Source organism: Streptomyces sp. NPDC033845 (assembly GCF_055576225.1).
The window spans coordinates 140177-158772 of the sequence record NZ_JBVIRI010000012.1; the positions used below are offsets into that span (position 1 = coordinate 140177).

The following is an 18596-nucleotide window of genomic DNA, read 5'->3' on the forward strand; positions in this document are numbered from 1 at the left end:
GTTCCCGGGCCTGCCTTCGCCGGCCTGGTCGGGCGTTACTCCGTACGGGTTGTTCCGCGGCCCCGTTACTGGGCGAAGAGGCTGGTCGCGGCGAACCGGAGCAGCAGCTGCGGGGCGCCGGAGACGATCAGCGAGGCGACCGCGGTGACGATCACGGCGGCGGTGACCGGGAAGGGCACCTTGGCGCGGGATGCGGGGGCCGCGGCGGGGTCGGTGCCCTCCGCCGGGGCGCGGAAGAGCAGGGCCGTCCACTGGAGGTAGTAGTAGAGGGCGACGACCACGTTGACCGCCATGACCACGGCGAGCCAGCCGAGGCCCGCGTCCACCGCCGAGCGGAAGACGGTGACCTTGGCGAAGAGCCCGATGATGCCCGGGGGCAGGCCGGCCAGGCAGAGCAGGAAGAAGGCCAGGGCGAGGGCGGCCAGCGGGCGCTCGGCGTACAGGCCGCGGTAGTCGGAGATCCGGTTCAGCGGCTTGCCGCGGGCGACCAGCACGGCGACGGAGAAGGCCCCGAGGTTCACCACCGCGTACATCAGGGCGTAGGCGACGGTGGAGCCGATCTGGTCGCGTTCCGAGTACGCGGCGGCGGCGATGGGGACCAGCAGGTATCCGGCCTGGCCCACGGAGGACCAGGCGAGCAGCCGGACGGCGCTGTGGGCGCGGTCCGGGGCCTGGCGGAGGGCGGCGGCGTTGCCCAGGGTCATGGTGAGGGCGGCGAGGACGGCCAGGGCGGGGCCCCAGATGTCGGAGTACGCCGGGAAGGCGATCACCGTGACGAGGATCAGGCCGCTGAAGCCGACCGCCTTGCCGATCACCGACAGGTAGCCGGCGATGGGCAGCGGGGCGCCGACGTAGGTGTCCGGGACCCAGAAGTGGAAGGGGACCGCGGCGGTCTTGAAGGCGAAGCCGACGAGGGTGAGGGCCACGCCCGTCATGGCCAGGGTGTCGAGCTGGCCGGGGACGTCTTCGAGGCGGTCGGCGAGCCGGGTGAGGTGCAGGGTGCCGGTGGCCCCGTAGACGAAGCTGACGCCGAGCAGGGAGACGGCGGTGGCGGTGACCGAGGAGAGGAAGAACTTGAGGGCGGCCTCGGAGGACATCCGGTCGCCGCGGCGCAGGCCGACGAGGGCGAACGCGGGCAGCGAGGCGACCTCCAGGGCGACGATCAGGGTGGCGAGGTCGCGGGAGGCGGGCAGCAGGGCGGCGCCGGCGGCCGAGGAGAGGAGCAGGAACCAGTACTCGCCGGCCGGGAGCCGGGTCTCGCGGACCGAGGTGACCGAGAGCAGGGCGGTGACCAGGGCGCCCGCCAGTACCAGGAGCTGGATGACCAGGGCGAAGCGGTCGGCGGTGTAGCTGCAGGCGGGGCCGTCCGCGAGGGCGTCGCCGACCAGGCAGAAGGTGGAGCGGTCGTCGCCGGCCAGCGGCAGCAGGGTGACGGCGGCGGCGGCCAGGCCGGCCACCGAGATCCAGCCGAGCAGCGGCTTCCTGCCTTCGGGCAGGAAGAGGTCGGCGACCAGCACGATCAGAGCGACGGCGGCGGGGATCACCGCGGGCGCGATGGCGAGCCAGTCGACGCTCTGGACGAGACTGGGGACGCCGGGGGCGGCGAAGGCCGTCATGCGTTGCCTCCTGCGAGGAGCTTCTGGACGGCCGGGTCGGTGAGGCCGAGGAGGACCGCGGGCCAGAGGCCGGCGAGGACGGTGAGGGCGACGAGCGGGGTCCAGGCGGCGAACTCGTAGTGCTGGACGTCGGGCACCGCGGCCGGGGCCTGCTTGGGCAGGGTGCCGGGATCGCCCATGCACACCCTTCGTACGACGATCAGAAGGTATGCGGCGGTGAGCAGGGTTCCGAAGGCACCGACCGCCGTGAAGGTCAGGAAGGCGGGGCGGGACAGGCCCGGAGCCGGGTCGAACGCACCGAACAGGGCCAGCATCTCGCCCCAGAACCCGGCCAGGCCGGGAAGTCCCAGAGAGGCGACGGCGGCGAAGGCCAGCAGCCCGCCGAGGCGGGGGGCGCGGCCGTAGAGGGCGGCGCCGGTGGCCCCGGCGAGGGTGTCGAGGTCGGTGCTGCCGTAGCGGTCCTTGAGGGCGCCGACCAGGAAGAAGAGCAGGCCGGTGATCAGGCCGTGGGCGATGTTGGCGAACAGCGCGCCGTTGACCCCGGTGGGGCTCATGGAGGCGATGCCGAGCAGCACGAAGCCCATGTGCCCGACCGAGGAGTACGCGATCAGGCGCTTGAGGTCGCCGTTGGCGCCCTTGCGGGCGAGGGAGAGGCAGGCCAGGGAGCCGTAGACGATGCCGACGACGGCGAACGCGGCCAGGTACGGGGCGAAGGTCCGCATGCCGTCGGGGGTGGCGGGGAGCAGGATGCGGACGAACCCGTAGGTGCCCATCTTCAGCATCACGCCGGCCAGCAGCACCGATCCCACGGTGGGGGCGGCGGTGTGGGCGTCCGGGAGCCAGCTGTGCAGCGGCCACATCGGGGTCTTCACCGCGAGGCCCACGCCGATGGCGAGGACGGCCAGCAGCTGGGTGGTGTGGGAGAGTTCGCGGCCGTTGTCAGAGGCCAGTGCCACCATGTCGAATGTGCCCGCGCTGAGTCCGATCAGGAGCAGCCCGAGCAGCATGACCACGGAACCGAGCAGCGTGTAGAGGATGAACTTCCAGGCGGCGGCCTGGCGCTGGGCACCGCCCCAGCGGGCGATGAGGAAGTACATCGGGATGAGGACCATCTCGAAGGCCAGGAAGAACAGCAGCAGGTCGAGCACCGCGAAGGTCGCCAGGGTGCCCGACTCCAGGACCAGCAGCAGGGCGACGAAGGCCTTCGGGGAGGGGCCCGCGGGGAGCTTGAAGTAGCTGTAGAGCGCGCAGAGGAAGAACAGCAGCGCGGTCATCAGGAGGAGGGGGAGCGAGATGCCGTCGATGCCGAGGTGGATCCGGACGTTCAGGGCCTGGATCCAGCTGATGTCCGTCGTCGCCTGGAAGCGGGACGGGGCGTCGTGGTCGAAGCCCAGGGTGAGGGCGACCGCCGCGGCGAGGATGACGCCGGTGACGGTCACGCCGTGCCGGAGCACGGCCTGTTCGGGGCTGCGGCCCTTGAGTCCGGGCGGGGCCGGCAGCAGGGCCGCGAGCGCGCCGAGGAGCGGTGCGGCCACGATGAACGCCAGAAGGATCTGCATCACGGACGGGCTGATATCAATCACTGCTGACTCACGGCTCACGATCCGGCGTTGACGTTGGCAAGGACGGCGGTGGCGATCGCCAGGACCACGGCACCGGCGAGCAGGGCGCTCAGGTAGCTCTGCACGTTGCCGGTCTGGGCGCGGCGGACCAGGGCGCCGAGCAGGCCGGGGGTGGCGCCGGCGCCGCGCACATAGGTGTCGACGACCGCGCGGTCCAGGAAGCGGACCAGCTCGGCGGCTCCGCGGACGGGGCGGACGAACACCGAGTCGTAGACGGCGTCGAGGTGGAAGCCGGCCCGGGCGTGCGGGTACAGCGGTCCGAGGAGCGGCTTGCCGGGGTCCGGGTCGGGGCCGGCGGCGGCCCGCTGCCACAGGGCGTAGGTGAGCACGATGCCGACCACGGCGGCGCCGGTGCCGATCACCGAGGTGGTCAGGGTCGGGGTCAGCTCGCCGTCGAACCATTCGGCGATCGGGCCGGCGGCGAGGCCGAAGGCGAGCGTGGGGAGGGCCAGCAGCCACAGCACGCCGGTCATGGCGAGCGGCTCCTTGCCGTGGTCGGGGGCGGTCTCGCCCCGGCCGCGGAAGGCCAGCAGCCAGAGCCGGGTGGCGTAGGCGGCGGTGAGCAGGGCGGTCAGCACACCGGCGACCAGCACCAGCCAGCCGGCCGCGGTGGGGGCGGACTCGGAGTGGCCGGTGGCGGCGTGCTCGGCGGCGACCAGGACGGCTTCCTTGGAGAAGAAGCCGGCGAACGGCGGGATCGCGGCGAGCGCGAGCAGCGCGATCGTCATCGTCCAGAAGGCGTCGGGGATCCGCTTGGCCAGGCCGTCCATCCGGGCCATGGCGGTCAGCGAGTTGGTGCCCGCGGCGTGGATGACCACGCCGGCGCCGAGGAACAGCAGGGCCTTGAAGAAGCCGTGGGACAGGAGGTGGAAGACGGCGGCCGAGCGGTCGGCGACGGCCAGCGCGCCGGTCATGTAGCCGAGCTGGCCGACCGTGGAGTAGGCGAGCACCCGCTTGAGGTCGTCCTGGGCGAGGGCGGCGAGACCGGAGCCGACCATCGTCACGGCGGCCATCACGGCCAGCACCACCAGTGCGGCCTGGGAGGCCGTGAACACCGGAAGGAGACGGGCGATGAAGTAGACGCCGGCGGCGACCATCGTGGCGGCGTGGATCAGCGCGGACACCGGGGTCGGGCCGGCCATGGCGTCGGGGAGCCAGGTGTGCAGCGGGAACTGCGCGGACTTGCCGGCGACTCCGGCGAGCAGCAGCAGGGCGATCAGCGTCGGGTGATCGAGCCCGCCCGCGGCGACGGTGTCCAGGATCTTGGTGATCCGGAAGGAGCCGGCGTCGGTGGCGAGCGCGAACAGGCCGATGAGGAAGGGGACGTCACCGAGCTTGGTGACGAGGAAGGCCTTCAGGGAGGCGGCGCGGGCCGCTTCGGTCTCCCAGTAGTGGCCGACCAGGAAGTACGAGCAGATGCCCATGATCTCCCAGCCGACCAGCAGCACCATCAGGTCGCCGGAGTAGACGACGAGCAGCATGGCGGAGGTGAAGAGGGAGACCAGCGCGGCATAGGACGGATAGCGCGGGTCCTCGCGCAGATAGGCCGTCGAGTAGAGCTGGACGCAGGTGGCGACGACACCGACCAGGACGGCCACCAGGGCGGCGAAGGCGTCCAGGTGGAGGGACAGCTCGATCGGGACGGACCCGGTCGGCGTGAGTTCCGTGGTGGCGTCGATCGCCCGGCCGCCGCCCTGCCGGACGGCGACGAGTACGGCCAGCACGGCGGCGGCCAGCGAGGGCAGCACGGCCAGCGGCCGGACGAAGCCGGGGGCGGTGCGGCCGAGCAGCAGTCCGGCCACCGCGCCCAGGAAGGGGAGCAGGGGGACGAGGACGGCGAGGGTCGTGGTGGTCACGCGGCGACCTCGGTGGGGGCGTTCTCGGTGGTCTCGGTGCCGGGTGCGGGCGGCTCGTTGCCCTCGGCGGTGTCGCGCAGCCGGTCGACGTCGGAGCTTCCCCGGTTGCGGTAGACCATCAGCACGATGGCCAGGCCGATGCCGATCTCGGCGGCGGCGATGGCGATGGTGAAGAGGGTGAGGGCCTGGCCGGAGTGCAGGGTGTCGCGCAGCCAGACGTCGAAGGCCACCAGGTTGAGGTTGACGGCGTTGAGCATCAGCTCGACGGACATCAGCACCAGGATGGCGTTGCGGCGGGCCAGCACTCCGTACAGGCCCGTGCAGAAGAGCAGCGCCGCGAGGACGGCGGGGTAGGCGAGGTGCATCAGGGCTTCCCCTTCTCGCCGGTGCCGTCGTTTCCGTTCTTGCGGGACAGCACGATGGCTCCGATCAGCGCGGCCAGCAGGAGGACGGACAGCGCCTCGAAGGGCAGCACCCAGTGCCGGAAGAGGATCTCGCCGGTCACCTGGGTGGAGCCCTGGACCGGTCCGTCGAGGTCGATCCAGGTGGTGCGGAAGGCGTCGACCACCACCCAGACGAGAGCGACGGCCGAGACCACCGCGACCCCGAGGGCGACCCAGCGGTTTCCGGAGTCGGCGTCCGGGGAGCGGCCGATGGGGGCCTTGGTGAGCATCAGACCGAAGAGCAGGAGGACGACCACGGAACCGAGATAGATCAGCACCTGGACCCAGGCGATGAACTCGGCGGTGAGCAGGAGGTACTCGACGGCGATCCCGCCCAGCGCCACCACCAGCCAGAGCGCGGCGTGCACCAGCTGCTTGGTGGTGACGGTGATCAGGGCCGCGCCGAGGGTGGCCAGGCCGACCAGGACGAAGGCGATCTCCACCCCGGTCGGGGAGAGGAAGCCGTTGCCCTGGGAGGCCGTGCCGGTGGCCGCGGCCGCGGTGGTGAAGACGGTGGGTGTCATGCGGCACCTCCGGCGGGGGCGTCGGGGCCGTTCGGGCCGTCTGTGGCGGCAGGGCCGTCTGTGGCGTTGGAGCTGTCTGCGGCCTTGGGGGCGTCTGTGGCGTTGGGGGCGTCTGTGGCCTCGGGGGCGTCCGCCGGCTCGTCGGCCGGGGTGGCTCCGGCCGCCTTCGCGGCGGCTTCGGCCTCGGCTGCCGCCGTGGCGGCGGCCGCCGCCACGGCCAGGGCCTCCGCCTCGGCCTTCTCCACGGCCTTGCGGGCGGCGGCGAGTTCCTTGGGCTCCTCGGCCGCCGGGTCCAGGGCGGGCGGGGCCGGGACCGTCCACATCCACTCGCGGAGCTTGTCCCGCTCGTGGGTCAGTTCGTGGATGTCCGTCTCCGCGTACTCGAACTCCGGCGACCAGAAGAGCGCGTCGAAGGGGCACACCTCGATGCAGATACCGCAGTACATGCAGAGGGAGAAGTCGATGGCGAACCGGTCGAGGACATTGCGGCTGCGCTCACGGCCGCCGGGGGCGGCGGCGGGCACCGTCTCCTTGTGGGAGTCGATGTAGATGCACCAGTCGGGGCACTCCCGGGCGCAGAGCATGCAGACCGTGCAGTTCTCCTCGAACAGGCCGATGACCCCGCGGCTGCGGGGCGGGAGCTCGGGCTGTGCCTCGGGGTACTGGGCGGTGTGCGACCGCTTGGTCATGGTGCGCAGGGTGACGGCGAGGCCCTTGGCGAGGCCGGATCCGGGGATGGGCATCAGTTGATCGCCACCTTCACGATGCCGGTGAGCGCGATCTGGGCGAGCGCGAGCGGGATGAGTACGGTCCAGGCGAGCTTCTGCAGCTGGTCCTCGCGCAGTCGGGGATAGCTGACCCGGAGCCAGATCACCACGAAGGCGAGCAGCCCCGTCTTCAGCAGGGTCCAGACCCAGCCGAGGCCGTCCGCACCGAGCGGGCCGTGCCAGCCGCCGAGGAAGAGGACGGTGGTCAGACCGCAGAGGACGACGATGCCGGCGTACTCGGCGAGGAGGAACAGTGCGAAGCGGAGACCGGTGTATTCGGTGTAGGCACCGAAGATGATCTCGGAGTCGGCCACCGGCATGTCGAAGGGGGGCCGCTGGAGTTCCGCCAGGCCCGCGGTGAAGAACACCAGGGCTCCGACGATCTGCCAGGGCAGCCACCACCACTCGAAGGCCTCGACGATGCCGGGCAGCGAGACGGTGCCGGCGGCCATGGCCACCGAGGCGGCGGCGAGCAGCATGGGGAGCTCGTAGGCGAGCAGCTGGGCGGCGGTCCGGAGGCCGCCGAGCAGCGAGAACTTGTTGGCCGAGGCCCAGCCGGCCATCAGGCTGCCGAGCACTCCCACACCCATCACGGCGAGCACGAAGAAGAGCCCGGCGTCGATGACCTGACCGACCGCGCCCTCGCCGGGGCCGATCGGAATGGCCACCAGCACGAGGAGGTACGGGAGGAGGGCGACGGCGGGGGCGAGCTGGAAGATGCGGCGGTCGGCGTTGGCCGGGACCACGTCCTCCTTCTGCGCGAACTTGACGCCGTCGGCGACGAGCTGGGCCCAGCCGTGGAAACCACCGGCGTACATGGGGCCGAGGCGGCCCTGCATATGGGCCATCACCTTGTGCTCGGTCTGGCCGACGACGAGCGGCAGGACCAGGAAGACGGCGAAGACGACGATCAGTCGCAGCGCGACGTCCAGGACGTCGTTCACGCGTCGCCTCCGGTGTCGGGTCGGGTCTCGGGGCGGGCCTTGCGCCGGGGGGCGGGGTCCGGGTCGTGGTCAGGGTCGGGATCGGGGTCGGAGGCGGCGTCGGGTCCGGTGGTCGGGTCGTCACCGGGGGCGGCGTCGCCGCCCTCCGAGGACGCCGGCCGGGTCGCCGGGGCGGCGCCTTCCGGCGTGGCCGCCGGCGTGGTGTCCGGGGCGCCGACTTCCGGCGCGGCGGATTCCGGCGCGGCGGATTCCGGCGCGGCGGATTCCGGCGCGGCGGATTCCGGCACGGCCGCCGGGGGCGGCGTGGTGTCCGGGGCGCCGCCTTCGGGGGTGGCCGGGGTGGCCGGCTCCGGGGTGTCGAAGGCCGGCTTCGGGTTGTGCCAGGGCGCGTCCGGGCTGCGCGGGGCCGTCGACTGCGCCGCCGGTGCCGCCTGGCTCGCGGAGCCGTCGGAGGCCGAGCGGGTGCGGCGCGCCGGGGCCGGCGGGGCGGCGCCTGCCGGGGCGCCGGGCTCCGGCGTGGCCGCCGGGGGCGGAGTGGTGTCCTCGGTGCCGGCCTCGGGCATGGGCTGGCTCGCGGAGCCTTCCGAGGCCGAGCGGGTGCGGCGGGCCGGGGCCGGCGGGGTGCTGCCTTCCGGGGCGCCGGTTTCCGGCGCGGGTGCCGGGGTGGCCTGGCTCGCGGAGCCCTCGGAGGCCGAGCGGGTGCGGCGCGGCGGGCGCGCCGGGGCGGCGCCTTCCGGGGCGCCGGGCTCCGGCGTGGCCGCCGGGGGCGGAGTGGTGTCCTCGGTGCCGGCCTCGGGCGTGGGCTGGCTCGCGGAGCCGTCCGAGGCCGAGCGGGTGCGGCGCGCCGGGGCCGGCGGGGTGCTGCCTTGCGGGGCGCCGGGTTCCGGCGCGGGTGCCGGGGTGGCCTGGCTTGCGGAGCCTTCCGAGGCCGTGCGGGTGCGGCGGACCGGGCGGGGCGGGGTGGCGCCTTCCCTGGCGTCCGCTTCGGGAGGGGTGGGCTGGGTGGCTGAGCCTTCGGTCACCGAGCGGGTGCGGCGGGGCGGGGCGCCTTCGCGGGGGGTGCGGGCGGGCGGGGCGTCGCCGGCCGCCCGCGGGGCGCGCGGGGTGCGGGCCGGGCGGGTGGGGGCGGGTGGCAGCTGGCCCTTGAGCGGGCCCCATTCGTTCGGGTCCGGCACGCCGGGCGGCAGCATGGTGCGCCGCTTCGGGCCGTCCGGGTCGGCGCCCTCGCCCGGCTCCTTGGCTCCCGGCCAGGCCTTCGCGACCCGGGCCGCGAGGACGAAGTCCTTGCGCAGTGGATGGCCTTCGAAGTTCTCCGGGAGCAGCAGCGGCACCAGGTGCGGGTGGTCGGTGAAGACCACGCCGAACATCTCGTGGGTCTCCCGCTCGTGCCAGGAGGCGCCGGCGTAGACGGCGATGGCCGAGGGCAGCGAGGGCGCCGCGTGCGGGACCGTGGTGCGGAGCAGCAGCCGGCGGACCCGGCCGTTCTCCAGTGCGGCCACGTGCGCGCAGACCCGGAAGCCGGTGCCCGGCTCGTCGACCGCGCTCAGCCAGTCGAAGTAGGTGCAGCCCAGTGCGTCGCGGGCGGTCTCCAGGGCGGTGATCCAGGAGCCGGCCGGGACGTCCACGGTCAGCACGTCGTAGGAGAGATCGGCGACCGCGTCGGGGCCGAAGACCTCGGCGGCGGCGTCGGGCAGCGAGTCGTACGCGGTCACGCCGTCCCCTCCCCCGGCGCCGGGGGCGCCACCAGGCCGCTGGTCAGCTGGGAGACGGAGGGCGTGGGCGCGTTCTCGTACCGGGTCGCGAGGGACTCCCGGGCGATCTTCTCCTGGAGCTTGAGGATGCCCTGGAGCAGTGCTTCGGGGCGGGGCGGGCAGCCGGGGACGTAGACGTCGACCGGGATGATCTGGTCCACGCCCTTGGTGACCGAGTACGAGTCCCAGTACGGGCCGCCGCAGTTGGAGCAGGCGCCGAAGGAGATGACGTACTTCGGTTCCGGCATCTGCTCGTAGAGCCGCTTGACCGCCGGGGCCATCTTGTCCGTCACCGTGCCGGACACGATCATCAGGTCGGCCTGGCGGGGGCCCGGCGCGAAGGGGATCACGCCGAGCCGGATGAAGTCGTGCCGGGCCATGGACGCGGCGATGAACTCGATCGCGCAGCAGGCCAGACCGAAGTTGAAGACCCAGAGGCTGTAGCGGCGGCCCCAGTTGAGGACCACCTTCATCGGCTCCGGGGCGAGCCGGGAGAGCACTCCCAGGCGCTTGGGTTCCGGAAGGAGCGTGCCCTCCACGGGGGGTGCGGCCGGGGTCGCGGCCGGTGTCACGTCCATTCGAGGACGCCCTTCTTGTACGCGTAGAGCAGGCCGACGGCCAGGAAGCCGAGGAAGACGAACATCTCGACCAGCGTGGTGGCCCCGTACTGGGGGTCCGCGAACACCGTCGCCCACGGGAAGAGGAAGATGGAGTCGACGGCGAAGATGACGTAGAGGAACGAGTAGACGTAGTAGCGGACCTGGGTGTGCGCCCAGCCCTCGCCCACCGGGTCGACTCCGCATTCGTACGTCAGCAGCTTCTCCGGGGTCGGCACGGAGGGCCGCAGCAGCCGGCCCGCTCCGAACGCCACCGCCACGAAGAGCACACCGATCAGCGCGAGCAGACCGACGACCGAATAGCTTCGGAAGTAGTCCGCCGCGAGCACGGTTACGGTCGGAACCGTTGGGTCGGGCACGTCCGTTCCTCGCTCCTCTGGCCACTGTCGACGATCTGGTACGGCAGGGAGTCTAGGGCCTGCCTCACACGGGGTGGGGTTATCCCCCGTTCACTGAGACAAGGGCACCCCATGGCACCGGCCGGGCACGGGTTGGCAGGCTGTGCGCATGACCGCCAACACCCAGGTACCCGACCACGACCGGCCCTCGCCCGTGCGTCCCGTCTTCAGCGCGGACACGTGGAAGGAGATCGCCTACCTGCTGACGAACCTTCCCGTCACGATCATCGGTTTTGTTTACACCGTGTTCATGATCAGCACGGCGGGCGGTCTGTCCGTGACCGCGATCGGACTGCCTCTGCTCGCCGGCGGACTGTTCCTGTCCCGCCAGACGGGACGCCTCGAACGGGCCCGCGCCCGGGGCCTTCTCGGCCTCCGCATCGACGAACCGTCACCCCTCCCGGGAGTCGGGCGCTCCGGCGGGTTCTTCCCCTGGCTGTGGGCGGCGATCAAGGACCCGGTGGCCTGGCGGAGCGTCCTCTACCACCTCATCCGGCTGCCGTGGGGGATCGCCACCTTCACCGTGGTGCTGACCGGACTGTTCGTACTGTGGCCGGTCCTGCCGTACCTGGTGCGGGGGCTGACCAACGCCGACCGGGCCATGGTCCGGGGACTGCTGTCCCCCTCGGACGAGCTGGAACGGCGGATCGCCGAGCTGGAGTCCGACCGGGGCGTGGTGGTCGACACCGCCGCCGCCGACCTGCGGCGCATCGAACGGGACCTGCACGACGGGGCACAGGCCAGGCTGGTGGCGCTGGCCATGGGGCTGGGCATGGCGAAGGAGAAGCTGCTGGAGGACCCCGACGCGGCAGCACTGATGGTCGACGAGGCACACGGCGAGGTGAAGCTGGCCTTGCAGGAGCTGCGGGACCTGGCACGCGGGATCCACCCGGCGGTCCTCACCGACCGCGGCCTGGACGCGGCACTCTCCTCCGTCGCCTCCCGGTGCACCGTTCCGGTACGCGTCACCGTGGACCTGCCGGCCCGGCCGGCCGCCGCCATCGAAGGCATCGCCTACTTCACCGTCTCCGAACTCCTCCAGAACATCAGCAAGCACTCCGGGGCGCGGAGCGCGGCCGTGGAGGTGTGGGCGGCGGGGGTCGTCGGGGCCGGTGGCGGTGGCGTTGCCGTTGCCGGTGCCGGTGCCCAGGCCGGTGCGGATACGGGTGCGGGCGCCGGTGCCGGTGCCGGTGCCGGTGCGGGTACGGGTGCGGGGCCGCGCTCCCTGGTGGCCATGGCCCGGCGGGGCGGGAAGGGCGGCGGGCGGCTGATGATCCGGGTCTCCGACGACGGGCGCGGCGGGGCCCGGCCGGACCGGGGGTCCGGGATCGCGGGGCTCGCGGAGCGGCTGGGGGCGGTGGACGGGGTCTTCGTCCTGGACTCGCCCGAAGGGGGCGGAACGACGGTGGAGGCGGAGTTGCCGTGGCGTGACCGCGAGTAGCCATCGGCTCCGCCCGCGCCTGCGACGACGCCGTGCCCTGACCGGGGCACGGCGTCGTCGTGCGTACGGGGCCATAGCGCGGGGCGCGGGGCGCGGGCTCGCGCCCCGGGCCTGCGGCCGGGCCCGAGGGGACCTTGGCCCCGGTGCCCGGCTGGTCCGGGGGCCAGCCCTGTGTACGGGGCCGCCGCGCGGGCGCGGACGGGCGGACGGCGCGGGTGGCGCAGCAGGCCGACTGTTCGGGCGCGCGGCGCCGGGCCCGGCGGAACCCCCGCCGGGGCTCCGCGGATGGTACGTGGGGCCGGGGCGCGGCCCGGCGCGGGCTCGCGGCCCGGCGGGTCCGGCGGGTCCGGCGGGTCCGGTCCAGCGTGCGCCCCAGCGGCACGGCGCCCGCGGCGCGCCCCGGCCTGTGGCCCCGGCGGGCGCGGTCGCGGGGTGGGTCGCGCGGCAGCCGGCCGATCCGGGCGCGGGGCGCGGGGGCGCGACGTGCACCGGGGCGCGGGGCCGAAGGGGGCCCGGCCCGGTGCGGGCTCGCGCCCTGGGCCTGCGGCCGGGCCCGAGGGGACCTTGGGCCCCGGTGCCCGGCTGGTCCGGGGGCCAGCCGTGTGTACGGGGCGCCGCGCGCGCGGACGGGCGGACGGCGCCGGTGGCGCAGCAGGCCGACTGTTCCGGCGCCGGGCCCGGGCCGGGGCGCGGCCCGGTGCGGGGTCGCGCCCCGGCGGGTGCGGTCCGGCGGTGGCACCGCCGGACCCGGCGCCCGTGCGCGTCCCGGCCTGCGGCCGGGCCGGGGCCTTGCCCCCGGTTCCCCGCGGAACCCCCGCCGGGGCTCCGCGGATGGTACGTGGGGCCGGGGCGCGGCCCGGCGCGGGCTCGCGCCCCAGCGGGCCCGGCGGGTGCGGTCCGGCGGTGGTACCGCCGGGCCCGGCGCCCGTGCGCGTCCCGGCCTGCGGCCGGCACCGCCGGGCCCGGTGGTGGCGCGGGAGCCGGTGGGGTGGGGTTATCCCCCCGGTGGGGAGGCCTACCTGCTGGATGGATGGGGGGTGGGGGGAGGCGGGAGGGTGGGGGTAGTGGATGGCCTTGGAGTGGATGGGATGGGGTTCGGGATGGGGAACGGTGGAGTGGGGCGGGGGGCGCGGGTGGGGGTCGTGCTGGGGGCGCCGGTTTCCGGGCGGACCTGGCGGGAGTTCGGGTATCTGATGATCGGGCTGCCGCTGGGCGTCCTCTACTTCTCGCTCGCGATCGCCGGGCTCAGCACCGGTGCCGGCCTGCTGGTGACCTTCATCGGGATCCCGGTGCTGGCCGGGGTGCTGGCCATGTGCCGCGGGTTCGGGGCGTTCGAGCGGGCCCGGGCGCGCGGGCTGCTGCGGCTGGACATCGCCGATCCGGAGCCGATCCGGGGAGCGAAGCCCGGGGCCTTCGGCTGGATGGGCGCGATGCTCAAGAGCGGCAGTGCCTGGCGGCACGCGCTGTACGCGCTGCTGCACATGCCGTGGGCGATCTTCTCGTTCACGGTGGCGCTGGTCTTCTGGGCCTATGGGTGGGCGTTCCTGCTCTACCCGCTGTGGTTCTGGGTCTTCCCCGTGTTCACCGACTGGCCCGGCCTCCAGCTGTTCCAGAACGACGACTACACGTTCTACCTGTCCGGTCCGCTGGGGGTCACCGGGGCCGCTCTGACCGGGCTGCTGCTCACCCTGGCCGGCCCCTGGCTGTTCCGGGCGCTGGTCACCGTGGACGGTCTGCTGGTGACCGGGCTGCTCGGCCCGTCGCGGCTGGCGAACCGGGTGACGGAGCTGGAGTCCGACCGGGGCGTGGTGGTCGACACCGCCGCCGCCGACCTGCGGCGCATCGAACGGGACCTGCACGACGGGGCACAGGCCAGGCTGGTGGCGCTGGCCATGGATCTGGGGCTGGCGAAGGAGAAGCTGCTGGAGGACCCCGACGCGGCAGCACTGATGGTCGACGAGGCACACGGCGAGGTGAAGCTGGCCTTGCAGGAGCTGCGGGACCTGGCACGCGGGATCCACCCGGCGGTCCTCACCGACCGCGGCCTGGACGCGGCACTCTCCTCCGTCGCCTCCCGGTGCACCGTTCCGGTACGCGTCACCGTGGACCTGCCGGCCCGGCCGGCCGCCGCCATCGAAGGCATCGCCTACTTCACCGTCTCCGAACTCCTCCAGAACATCAGCAAGCACTCCGGGGCGCGGAGCGCGGCCGTGGAGGTGTGGAAGGCCGGGGAGCGGCTGCTGGTGCAGGTCACGGACGACGGTCACGGCGGGGCCCGGGCCGCGGGCGGCGGCGGGCTGGCCGGGCTGGGCGAGCGGCTGGGCGCGGTGGACGGGCTGCTGGTCGTGGACTCCCCGTCCGGGGGCGGGACCACGGTGACCGCCGAGCTTCCCTGGCGGTACTAGGCCGTCTCTTCCGGATCTTGCGGGGTCTCCCTAGCTGACACAAACGCGTCCCCGGCACCGCGGGCCCTCCGCGGGTGCCGGGGCCTTGGCGCGTACGGGTGCCGCGTACGGGTGTCCTTCCCGTCCGGGCATGGGTTTCTCATCTATCTCCACCGGTCTCCAAGGCTGGCCCTGTCCGGGATGCGAGGCTGGGATGCTTGGCTCAGCCATAGCCGGATACGAGTGCACGCGGGAGCTGCTGAACGTGGAAGACAGGGTGCGGGTGGTCATCGCCGAGGACTCGGTGCTGCTTCGGGAGGGCCTGACCCGGCTGCTGACCGACCGGGGACACGATGTCGTCGCGGGCGTCGGGGACGCGGAGGCCCTGCTCAGGACGGTTGCCGAGCTGGCGGCCGGAAACGCACTGCCGGACGTGGTGGTCGCCGATGTGCGGATGCCCCCGACCCACACCGACGAGGGCGTCCGGGCGGCCGTACGGCTGCGCCGGGAGCATCCCGGGATAGGGGTGCTGGTGCTCTCGCAGTACGTCGAGGAGCAGTACGCCACCGAGCTGCTCGCCGGATCCAGCACCGGGGTGGGGTATCTATTGAAGGACCGGGTGGCCGAGGTCCGTGAGTTCACCGAGGCCGTGGTCCGGGTGGCCCGGGGCGGTACCGCGCTGGACCCGGAGGTGGTGGCCCAGCTGCTGGGCCGCAGCCGGAAGCAGGACGTTCTCGCAGGTCTGACCCCCCGCGAGCGCGAAGTGCTCGGTCTGATGGCCGAGGGCCGCACGAATTCCGCCGTCGCGAAACAGCTGGTGGTCAGCGATGGTGCGGTCGAGAAGCACGTGAGCAATATCTTCATGAAACTCGGGCTGTCACCGAGTGACGGGGATCACCGCAGGGTTCTGGCGGTCCTCACCTATCTGAATTCCTGATCGACTGCCAACCTGACAAGAAGTCAGCCTTATGTCAGCGAGGCAGGCAATGGTCATCCCCACGGACGTAGGGTTGGCCTTGGGGCGCACCCTCGAAGGAGGTCCAGTTCAGTGACCAGCCAGGTCAGCAGCCCAGCCGAGCGGCCGGAACAGGCCGACGGGGCCGAAGCGGCTCTTGTGGGCGGGCAGCGCGCGCCCGCCGGCACGGAGGCCAAGGAGGTGCGCCGCCTCGATCGCGTGATCATCCGTTTCGCGGGTGACTCGGGCGACGGGATGCAGCTCACCGGTGACAGGTTCACCTCGGAGACGGCGTCGTTCGGAAACGATCTTTCCACCCTGCCCAATTTCCCCGCCGAGATCCGGGCCCCCGCAGGCACCCTGCCGGGCGTCTCGTCTTTCCAGCTGCATTTCGCGGACCACGACATCCTGACCCCGGGCGACGCCCCGAACGTGCTGGTCGCGATGAATCCGGCGGCCCTGAAGGCGAACATCGCCGACGTCCCGCGCGGCGCCGAGATCATCATCAACACCGATGAATTCACCAAGCGCCCGATGGCGAAGGTGGGCTACGAGACCTCCCCGTTGGAGGACGGCTCGCTGGAGGCGTACACCGTCCACCCGGTGCCGCTGACCACGCTCACGGTGGAGGCGCTGAAGGACTTCGGGCTCTCCCGCAAGGAGGCCGAGCGCAGCAAGAACATGTTCGCGCTGGGGCTGCTGTCCTGGATGTACCACCGGCCGACCGAGGGGACCGAGAAGTTCCTGCGGAGCAAGTTCGCGAAGAAGCCGGAGATCGCCGAGGCGAACATCGCGGCCTTCCGGGCCGGCTGGAACTTCGGCGAGACCACCGAGAGCTTCGCGGTCTCCTACGAGGTGGCACCGGCCACCCGGGCCTTCCCGACCGGCACCTACCGGAACATCTCCGGCAACCTGGCCCTCTCCTACGGGCTCATCGCCGCAGGTCAGCAGGCCGATCTGCCGCTGTACCTGGGCTCGTACCCGATCACCCCGGCCTCCGACATCCTGCACGAGCTGTCCAAGCACAAGAACTTCGGTGTGCGGACCTTCCAGGCCGAGGACGAGATCGCCGGCATCGGTGCCGCGCTCGGCGCGGCCTTCGGCGGCTCCCTGGCGGTGACCACCACCTCCGGCCCGGGCGTGGCCCTGAAGTCCGAGACCATCGGTCTGGCGGTCTCCCTGGAGCTGCCGCTGCTGATCGTGGACATCCAGCGCGGCGGCCCCTCAACCGGTCTGCCCACCAAGACCGAGCAGGCCGACCTGCTCCAGGCCATGTACGGGCGCAACGGCGAGGCCCCGGTGCCGGTCGTGGCCCCGAAGACCCCGGCGGACTGCTTCGACGCCGCCCTGGACGCGGCCCGGATCGCCCTCACCTACCGGACCCCGGTCTTCCTGCTCTCCGACGGCTATCTGGCCAACGGCTCCGAGCCCTGGCGGATCCCGGACCTGGAGGACCTCCCCGACCTGCGGGTCCGGTTCGCCTCCGGCCCCAACCACGAGCTGGCGGACGGTACCGAGGTCTTCTGGCCGTACAAGCGCGACCCGCGGACCCTGGCCCGCCCCTGGGCGGTCCCCGGCACTCCGGGCCTGGAGCACCGGATCGGCGGCATCGAGAAGCAGGACGGCACGGGCAACATCTCCTACGATCCGGCCAACCACGAGTTCATGGTCCGCACCCGGCAGGCCAAGATCGACGGCATCGAGGTCCCCGACCTGGACGTGGACGACCCGGACGGGGCCCGCACGCTCGTCCTGGGCTGGGGTTCCACCTACGGTCCGATCACGGCCGCGGTCCGCCGGCTGCGGCTGGCCGGCGAGCCGGTCGCGCAGGCCCACCTGCGCCATCTCAACCCCTTCCCGAGGAATCTCGGCGAGGTCCTGAAGCGTTACGACAAGGTAGTGGTGCCTGAGATGAACCTCGGGCAGCTGGCCACCCTGATCCGGGCGAAGTACTTGGTCGACGCCCAGTCGTACAACCAGGTCAACGGAATGCCCTTCAAGGCGGAGCAGCTCGCGACGGTTCTCAAGGAGGCCATCAATGACTGAGACGGCGGCGGCGCCGGCCGGCCACTCCCTGCTCTCCCTGGTCCCCAAGGCCGAGGGCCGGCAGTCGATGAAGGACTTCAAGTCGGACCAGGAGGTCCGCTGGTGCCCCGGCTGCGGTGACTACGCGGTCCTCGCGGCGGTCCAGGGCTTCATGCCCGAGCTGGGGCTCGCCAAGGAGAACATCGTCTTCGTCTCCGGGATCGGCTGCTCCTCACGCTTCCCGTACTACATGAACACGTACGGGATGCACTCCATCCACGGCCGGGCCCCGGCCATCGCGACCGGGCTGGCCTCCTCCCGCCGCGATCTGAGCGTCTGGGTGGTCACCGGGGACGGGGACGCCCTGTCCATCGGCGGAAACCACCTGATCCACGCCCTGCGGCGGAACGTCAACCTCAAGATCCTGCTGTTCAACAACCGGATCTACGGTCTGACCAAGGGGCAGTACTCCCCCACCTCCGAGGTCGGCAAGATCACCAAGTCCACCCCGATGGGCTCGCTGGACGCCCCCTTCAACCCGGTGTCCCTGGCCATCGGTGCGGAGGCCTCCTTCGTGGCCCGGACCGTGGACTCCGACCGCAAGCACCTCACCGAGGTGCTGCGGGCGGCAGCCGACCACCCGGGCACCGCGCTGGTGGAGATCTACCAGAACTGCAACATCTTCAACGACAACGCCTTCGAGGTCCTCAAGGACAACGAGCGGGCCCAGGACGCGGTGATCCGGCTGGAGCACGGGCAGCCGATCCTCTTCGGCGCCGAGGGTTCGAAGGGCGTGGTCCGAGACCCGGTCACCGGCGATCTCCAGGTCGTCGCGGTCACGGAGGAGACCCAGTCGCGGATCCTCGTCCACGACGCCCATTCCGCTTCTCCGACCACCGCTTTCGCGCTGTCCCGGCTGGCCGACCCGGACACCCTGCACCACACCCCGATCGGGGTGTTCCGCAGTGTGGAGCGGCCGGTCTACGACACCCAGATGGCGGACCAGCTGGACGCCGCCATCGAGCAGAACGGCAAGGGCGACCTGGGCCGGCTGCTGACCGGCAACGACACCTGGACGGTCGTCGGCTGAGCCGCCGCCAGGCGGAACACCACCGGGCGGGCCCGGGGCTCTCAGGAGCCCCGGGCCCGCCCCCTTTCGCCGCTCGCTCCGCCGCTTGAGGGTGTCATGAGCGTCACTGTGGACGGCCATGACATCCGGCGGTTCCGGCGCTACCGTCGTCAGGTTGGCCGGA

Annotated in this window: 15 protein-coding genes; 5 read left to right on the forward strand and 10 right to left on the reverse strand. The window is 72.7% G+C overall.

Annotation, left to right across the window (positions count from 1 at the left end; genetic code table 11):
• Positions 1 to 65: 65 nt before the first annotated feature.
• The 10 genes from ACZ50K_RS25060 to ACZ50K_RS25105 are packed head-to-tail and all read right to left on the reverse strand — an operon-like array spanning position 66 to position 10499.
• Positions 66 to 1616, reverse strand: coding sequence for an NADH-quinone oxidoreductase subunit N (locus ACZ50K_RS25060; protein ID WP_468906960.1), 1551 nt, complete (start codon positions 1614 to 1616; stop codon positions 66 to 68).
• Positions 1613 to 3175, reverse strand: a complete 1563-nt coding sequence (locus ACZ50K_RS25065) for a complex I subunit 4 family protein (protein ID WP_468907261.1) — start codon at positions 3173 to 3175, stop codon at positions 1613 to 1615. Before ACZ50K_RS25065 ends, ACZ50K_RS25060 begins: the two co-directional genes overlap by 4 nt.
• A gap of 38 nt (positions 3176 to 3213) precedes the next feature.
• On the reverse strand, positions 3214 to 5094 hold the full coding sequence (locus tag ACZ50K_RS25070; protein ID WP_468906963.1) for an NADH-quinone oxidoreductase subunit 5 family protein: 1881 nt from the start codon (positions 5092 to 5094) through the stop codon (positions 3214 to 3216).
• Positions 5091 to 5459 (reverse strand): NADH-quinone oxidoreductase subunit NuoK, encoded by a 369-nt coding sequence (nuoK, locus tag ACZ50K_RS25075; RefSeq protein WP_468906965.1) that lies wholly within the window; start codon positions 5457 to 5459, stop codon positions 5091 to 5093. Before nuoK ends, ACZ50K_RS25070 begins: the two co-directional genes overlap by 4 nt.
• A complete protein-coding gene (locus ACZ50K_RS25080; protein WP_468906967.1) occupies positions 5459 to 6061 on the reverse strand; it encodes an NADH-quinone oxidoreductase subunit J family protein in 603 nt (200 codons plus the stop codon). The genes nuoK and ACZ50K_RS25080 overlap by 1 nt, the downstream gene beginning before the upstream one ends.
• Positions 6058 to 6807 carry a NuoI/complex I 23 kDa subunit family protein gene (locus tag ACZ50K_RS25085; RefSeq protein WP_468907263.1) on the reverse strand — a complete coding sequence of 250 codons (750 nt, stop codon included), beginning with the start codon at positions 6805 to 6807 and terminating at the stop codon, positions 6058 to 6060. Before ACZ50K_RS25085 ends, ACZ50K_RS25080 begins: the two co-directional genes overlap by 4 nt.
• A complete protein-coding gene (locus ACZ50K_RS25090) occupies positions 6804 to 7772 on the reverse strand; it encodes a complex I subunit 1/NuoH family protein (RefSeq protein ID WP_468906970.1) in 969 nt (322 codons plus the stop codon). Before ACZ50K_RS25090 ends, ACZ50K_RS25085 begins: the two co-directional genes overlap by 4 nt.
• Positions 7769 to 9484, reverse strand: coding sequence for an NADH-quinone oxidoreductase subunit C (locus ACZ50K_RS25095; RefSeq protein WP_468906973.1), 1716 nt, complete (start codon positions 9482 to 9484; stop codon positions 7769 to 7771). Before ACZ50K_RS25095 ends, ACZ50K_RS25090 begins: the two co-directional genes overlap by 4 nt.
• Positions 9481 to 10101 carry an NADH-quinone oxidoreductase subunit B gene (locus ACZ50K_RS25100; RefSeq protein WP_468906976.1) on the reverse strand — a complete coding sequence of 207 codons (621 nt, stop codon included), beginning with the start codon at positions 10099 to 10101 and terminating at the stop codon, positions 9481 to 9483. Before ACZ50K_RS25100 ends, ACZ50K_RS25095 begins: the two co-directional genes overlap by 4 nt.
• Entirely contained in the window at positions 10092 to 10499 is a 408-nt protein-coding gene (locus ACZ50K_RS25105) for an NADH-quinone oxidoreductase subunit A (RefSeq protein WP_468906978.1), read from the reverse strand. Before ACZ50K_RS25105 ends, ACZ50K_RS25100 begins: the two co-directional genes overlap by 10 nt.
• Positions 10500 to 10647: 148 nt before the next feature.
• On the opposite strand from ACZ50K_RS25105, the gene ACZ50K_RS25110 reads away from it, so the two are divergent.
• The 5 genes from ACZ50K_RS25110 (at position 10648) to ACZ50K_RS25130 (ending at position 18433) form a co-directional block, all read left to right on the forward strand.
• On the forward strand, positions 10648 to 11979 hold the full coding sequence (locus ACZ50K_RS25110) for a sensor histidine kinase (RefSeq protein ID WP_468906981.1): 1332 nt from the start codon (positions 10648 to 10650) through the stop codon (positions 11977 to 11979).
• Between the two features lie 1088 nt (positions 11980 to 13067).
• Positions 13068 to 14384 (forward strand): sensor histidine kinase, encoded by a 1317-nt coding sequence (locus ACZ50K_RS25115; protein ID WP_468906984.1) that lies wholly within the window; start codon positions 13068 to 13070, stop codon positions 14382 to 14384.
• Positions 14385 to 14640: 256 nt separating this feature from the next.
• The gene (locus ACZ50K_RS25120) at positions 14641 to 15300 is read left to right on the forward strand and encodes a response regulator transcription factor (protein ID WP_468907265.1); all 660 of its coding nucleotides are present in this window, start codon (positions 14641 to 14643) and stop codon (positions 15298 to 15300) included.
• Between the two features lie 111 nt (positions 15301 to 15411).
• A complete protein-coding gene (locus ACZ50K_RS25125) occupies positions 15412 to 17364 on the forward strand; it encodes a 2-oxoacid:acceptor oxidoreductase subunit alpha (protein ID WP_468906987.1) in 1953 nt (650 codons plus the stop codon).
• A complete protein-coding gene (locus ACZ50K_RS25130; RefSeq protein ID WP_468906990.1) occupies positions 17357 to 18433 on the forward strand; it encodes a 2-oxoacid:ferredoxin oxidoreductase subunit beta in 1077 nt (358 codons plus the stop codon). The genes ACZ50K_RS25125 and ACZ50K_RS25130 overlap by 8 nt, the downstream gene beginning before the upstream one ends.
• The last annotated feature ends 163 nt before the right edge of the window (positions 18434 to 18596 follow it).

Excerpts from the sequence above, each read along its gene's own strand:
- ACZ50K_RS25060 (WP_468906960.1), bottom strand. The coding sequence starts at position 1,616 with ATGACGGCCTTCGCCGCCCCCGGCGTCCCCAGTCTCGTCCAGAGCGTC.
- ACZ50K_RS25065 (WP_468907261.1), bottom strand. The coding sequence starts at position 3,175 with ATGCAGATCCTTCTGGCGTTCATCGTGGCCGCACCGCTCCTCGGCGCG.
- nuoK (WP_468906965.1), bottom strand. The coding sequence starts at position 5,459 with ATGCACCTCGCCTACCCCGCCGTCCTCGCGGCGCTGCTCTTCTGCACG.
- ACZ50K_RS25080 (WP_468906967.1), bottom strand. The coding sequence starts at position 6,061 with ATGACACCCACCGTCTTCACCACCGCGGCCGCGGCCACCGGCACGGCC.
- ACZ50K_RS25100 (WP_468906976.1), bottom strand. The coding sequence starts at position 10,101 with ATGGACGTGACACCGGCCGCGACCCCGGCCGCACCCCCCGTGGAGGGC.
- ACZ50K_RS25110 (WP_468906981.1), top strand. The coding sequence starts at position 10,648 with ATGACCGCCAACACCCAGGTACCCGACCACGACCGGCCCTCGCCCGTG.
- ACZ50K_RS25115 (WP_468906984.1), top strand. The coding sequence starts at position 13,068 with ATGGGGTTCGGGATGGGGAACGGTGGAGTGGGGCGGGGGGCGCGGGTG.
- ACZ50K_RS25130 (WP_468906990.1), top strand. The coding sequence starts at position 17,357 with ATGACTGAGACGGCGGCGGCGCCGGCCGGCCACTCCCTGCTCTCCCTG.